Annotated in this window: 1 protein-coding gene; it reads left to right on the top strand. The window is 74.9% G+C overall.

What is annotated here, in order from left to right:
- The coding region (locus ACWJ6R_RS31710) for a type I polyketide synthase (protein WP_449065746.1) at positions 1-3,912 on the top strand (3,912 nt) is incomplete at both ends.

Raw genomic sequence — 3,912 nt, forward strand, 5'->3', positions numbered from 1 at the left:
CGCCGGCCCCGGCGCGCAGGCGCGGACCGGCTGGCGGCCCGAGCTCACCGAGCTCGGTGCCGACGTGACCGTCGCCGCCTGCGACGCCGCCGACCGGACGGCCCTGTCCGCCCTCCTGGCGACCGTCCCGGCGGAGCATCCGCTCACCGGGGTGGTCCACGCGGCGGGCACGCTCGACGACGGCGTGCTCGCCACCCTGACCCCCGAGCGGATCGACGCCGTGCTGCGGCCCAAGGCCGACGCCGCGCTGAACCTGCACGAGCTCACCAAGGACCTGCCGATCTCGGCGTTCGTGCTGTTCTCCTCGGCCGCGGGCGTCTTCGGCGGCCCCGGCCAGGGCAACTACGCGGCGGCCAACGCGTTCGTCGACGCCCTGGCCGTACGGCGGCGCAGGCTCGGCCTGCCCGCCCTCTCCCTGGCCTGGGGCCTGTGGGAGCAGGACAGCGGGCTGACCGGCACCCTCAGCGAGGCCGACCGGGCCAGGCTGGCCCGCACCGGAGTCGTCCCGCTGACCACCCGGGACGGCCTGGCCCTGCTCGACGCGGCCTGCGCCGCCGACCGGGCGACGCTGGTCCCCATCCGGCTGGAGCCGCGCAACCTGCGGATGGCGGCGCAGTTCGGCGCCCTGCCCACGATCCTGCAGGCGCTGATCCCCGTCTCCAAGCGGCGCGTGGTCGGCTCCGACCCGGCCGCCGCGTCGCAGCTGCGTGAGCGCCTGGCCCGCCTGCCGGAGAGCGAGCACTCCAAGGTCGTGATGGACCTGGTGCTCGACCAGGTGGCGACCGTGCTCGGTTACGGCGACTCGAGCGCCGTGGAGCAGGACCGGCCCTTCAACGAGGCCGGGTTCGACTCGCTGACGGCCGTGGAGTTCCGCAACCGGATGAACGCGGCCACCGGGCTGCGGCTGCCCGCCACGCTGGTCTTCGACTACCCGACGCCCGTCACCCTCGTCCAGTACCTGTGCGGCAGGCTCTTCGACGGGCCCAGGGCGGCCGTGTCCGCCCGCGGCACGGTCAGCGCGGAGGAACCGATCGCCATCGTCGGCATGAGCTGCCGGCTGCCCGGCGGCGTCACCGGCCCGGAGGAGCTGTGGAACCTGGTGGCCGGGGGAGGGGACGCGATGTCGATGTTCCCCGCCGACCGCAACTGGGACCTGGACGAGCTCTACCACCCCGACCCCGAGCACCCCGGCACCACGTACGCGCGGGAGGGCGGGTTCGTCTACGACGCCACGGCGTTCGACCCGGCGTTCTTCAGCATCTCGCCCAGGGAGGCCGTCGCCATGGACCCGCAGCAGCGCCTGCTGCTGGAAGGGTCGTGGGAGGCGCTCGAGCACGCGGGCATCGACCCGGCCGCCGTGCGCGGGAGCAGGACCGGTGTGTTCGTCGGGCTGATGTACCACGACTACGGGGTGCACCTGCAGAACCTGGCGAACGACCTGGACGGCTTCGTCGGCACCGGCGTCTCGGCCGGCGTCGCCTCCGGGCGGATCTCCTACACCTTCGGCTTCGAGGGGCCGTCGGTCACCCTGGACACCGCCTGCTCCTCCTCACTGGTCGCGCTGCACCTGGCGATACAGGCGCTGCGCCGGGGCGAGTGCTCGCTCGCGCTGGCCGGCGGCGTCACCGTGCTGTCCACCCCCGCGGTCTTCGTCGACTTCAGCCGCCAGCGCGGCCTGGCCGCCGACGGACGCTGCAAGTCCTTCGCCGCCGCGGCCGACGGCACCGGCTGGGGCGAGGGCGTGGGCATGCTCGTGGTGGAGCGGCTGTCGGACGCCCGCCGCAACGGCCACCCGGTCCTGGCGGTGGTGCGCGGCAGCGCGATCAACCAGGACGGCGCCAGCTACGGGCTGACCGCGCCCAACGGCCCCTCCCAGCAGCGCCTGATCGAGCAGGCCCTGGCCGACGCCCGGCTGGCCGCCGCCGACGTCGACGCCGTCGAGGGGCACGGCACCGGCACCACCCTCGGCGACCCGATCGAGGCGCAGGCCATCGTGGCGACCTACGGCCAGGAGCGCCCCGAGGACCGCCCGCTCTGGCTGGGCTCGGTGAAGTCGAACATCGGCCACACCCAGGCCGCCGCCGGCGTCGCAGGCATCATCAAGATGGTGATGGCCATGCGGCACGGCGTGCTGCCGCAGACCCTGCACGTGGACGAGCCGACCCCGCACGTGGACTGGTCGGCGGGCGCGGTGCGCCTGCTCACCGAGGCCACGCCGTGGCCCGAGACCGCACGGCCGCGCCGCGCGGGCGTCTCGTCCTTCGGCATCAGCGGCACCAACGCCCACATCATCCTCGAGCAGGCGCCGCCGGAGCCGGAGGGAACACAGGACGCGCCCGCGCGCCCGCTGATCCCGTGGGTGCTGTCGGCCAAGACGCAGGACGGGCTGAAGGCCCAGGCGCGCAGGCTGCGCGGCCACCTGGAGTCGGGGACGCGGCACTCGGCGGCCGGCGTCGCCCGGTCCCTGGCCACGACGCGCTCCTCGTTCAGGCACCGGATGGTCGTACTCGGCGCCACCCTCGACGAACTCACCACCGGACTGGACGCCGCGCAGAGCCCGGCGGACGGCGTGATCACCGGTTCGGCGGTCCGCGGCAGGACCGCCTACCTGTTCACCGGTCAGGGCAGTCAGCGGCCGGGGATGGGGGAGGAGCTGTACGCGGCCTATCCGGAGTACGCGGCGGCGTTCGACGCGGTCTGCGCCCGCTTCGACCGGTACCTCGACCGGCCGCTGCGCGAAGTCGTCACCGGTGACCCCGGCCTCCTCCAGCAGACCCGCTACACCCAGGCGGCCCTGTTCGCCGTCGAGGTCGCCCTGTTCCGCTGCCTGGAAGCCTGGGGGGTGCGCCCGGACTTCCTGGCCGGCCACTCCATCGGCGAGATCGCCGCCGCGCACGTCGCGGGCGTGCTCTCCCTGGACGACGCGGTCAAGCTCGTGGCCGCGCGCGGCGACCTGATGCAGGCGCTGCCGCCGGGTGGGGCGATGATCTCGGTGCGCGCGGCGGAAGCCGACGTGCTGCCGCTGCTGGCCGAGTACGAGGACCGCGTCGGCATCGCCTCGGTCAACGGCCCGGCCGCCGTGGTGCTGTCCGGCGCGGAGGAGAGCGTGCTGGAGCTGGCGGAGCTGCTGGCCGGGCGCGGGCACAAGACCAAGCGGCTGGCCGTCAGCCACGCCTTCCACTCGCCGCTGATGGAGCCGGTGCTGGAGGACTTCCTCGGCGTCGCCCGGGAGCTGGCCTTCCACCCGCCCGCGATCCCCATCGTCTCCAACGTCACCGGCGAGCAGGCCACCGCGGAGGAGCTGACCTCACCGGAGTACTGGGTCCGGCACCTGCGGCAGGCCGTACGTTTCCACGACGGGATCAGGACGCTGCAGAGCCGCGGCGTCACCGCCTTCCTGGAGCTCGGCCCCGACGCCGTGCTGTCGGCCATGGCCGGGGACTGCCTGGAGGGCTGGACCGGCGTGGCCGCCGCGGTGCTGCGCCGGGACCGGCCGGAGGCGGCCACGATGCTCGACGCGCTGGCCCGGGTCCACACGCACGGGACCGGCGTCGACTGGGGAGCGGTCATCGGCGCGGGCACGACCGTGCAGCTGCCCACCTACCCCTTCCAGCGGCAGCGCTACTGGCCCGACCCGCCGTCGGCCGAGGCGGCCGCACCGCCCGACCGGGAGCTGTGGGACGCCGTCGCCCACCAGGACCCGGACCGGCTGCTGGCCGCGCTCGGCCTCGGCGCGGAGCCACGCTGGACGACCTGCTGCCCGCGCTGGCCAGGCTGCGCGGAGGCGCCGGCGCAGAACACGGGCATCCGCGCTACCAGCTCGGCTGGCAGCCGGTCACCGGCCTGCCCGCACCGGTCCTGCAGGGTACCTGGCTGGTGGTCGCGCCGGACGACCCGCCGGAGCGGGCCGGG

Source organism: Planomonospora algeriensis, assembly GCF_977012225.1.